The organism is Vibrio sp. 1249-1 (genome assembly GCF_033340495.1).
On the sequence record NZ_JAWOWJ010000125.1, the window covers coordinates 1 to 1089 of the forward strand.

Consider the following 1089-nt stretch of genomic DNA (forward strand, 5'->3'; position numbering starts at 1 on the left):
CCCCCAAACGTTTATTGGCATTTGGCGCGGCATCAATCCAACCGTTTTGAACCATCAAACGCACAAACTCAGACATCTCTGGGTTGACGGTTTCAAACGCTTCGCAAATCACATCGATTGCTTCATTGAAATCGTAGACTTTAGCATCACCACTTAATGCAGGCATTGCAGCAAGGTGGTTCCACGGCTTCATCTCATCCAAACCGTGCACTTGCGCCATCAATTTACCGGCTTTTTGACCAATATCACGACTGTCCTTCGCCACTTTAATCATGGCAGGCAAGGTTTCAGATTGAATGCGGCGACCGTACAAACTTGGTTCTAAAAAGTGTACGTCTCGCTTAGTCGAGCGCTTTTTGTTTTCAGTTAAACGCCAGCCTGCAAGTGCATTTAAAATCGCGGCGAAAGACTCTTGGTGCGTTTCCATTGCTTTTTGGACGCCACGCCATGCCGCTTCTTGGCGGTCAAACTCTGAACCGTAAAGGATACTTGCAGCTTGAGAGAAACCGAGCTCTTCAGTAGTGCCATCAGCATGGTCTAACGTAACCTTTAACGAACCCGTCAAGTTGTCGTACAAATTGCCCCACGCGGATTTTCCGTCCACACTCATCGCAGCTAAAAGCTTTTCTTCTTCCATACTCAAGCGTGTATCTGCCAGTTTTCTCGACTCCATAATAGAGAAAACTTGACCGTTGATGTCTGGATTTTCGTGATCGAGAACGCGAGCAATGAACTCATCATCTGCATGCGTTAAGGTAAGTTCGAAAGCACTAAACGCTTGAGACAATTCAGAGAAAATACGCATCATACGACCAGAAAGCGCTTTCGCTTCGGCGTTAGTAGCGTTCACTGATGAGTAGCAATTTGCGAAGTTGTAGACCGTGCCCGCCAAGCGACTTGCTGCTTCGTTAGTCAGAATGGCATTTTGCATCACTTCAACATTTTCACAATCTTGCGATTGCTTATTCAGCAGGTCAATACATTGCTCAACAAGTGCGATATCGTCTTGAATTCGAGGGTCGGCAAGGTCGTTGTAAACGATGGATAAGTCCCAACTAGGAGTGGTCATTTTTTAGAGTTCCTTTTGAT

Annotated in this window: 1 pseudogene; it reads right to left on the reverse strand. The window is 46.0% G+C overall.

What is annotated here, in order from left to right:
* Positions 1 to 1069: pseudogene (locus tag R7Z50_RS24705) on the reverse strand (oligoendopeptidase F); the annotation flags it as partial.
* Between the last annotated feature and the right edge of the window lie 20 nt (positions 1070 to 1089).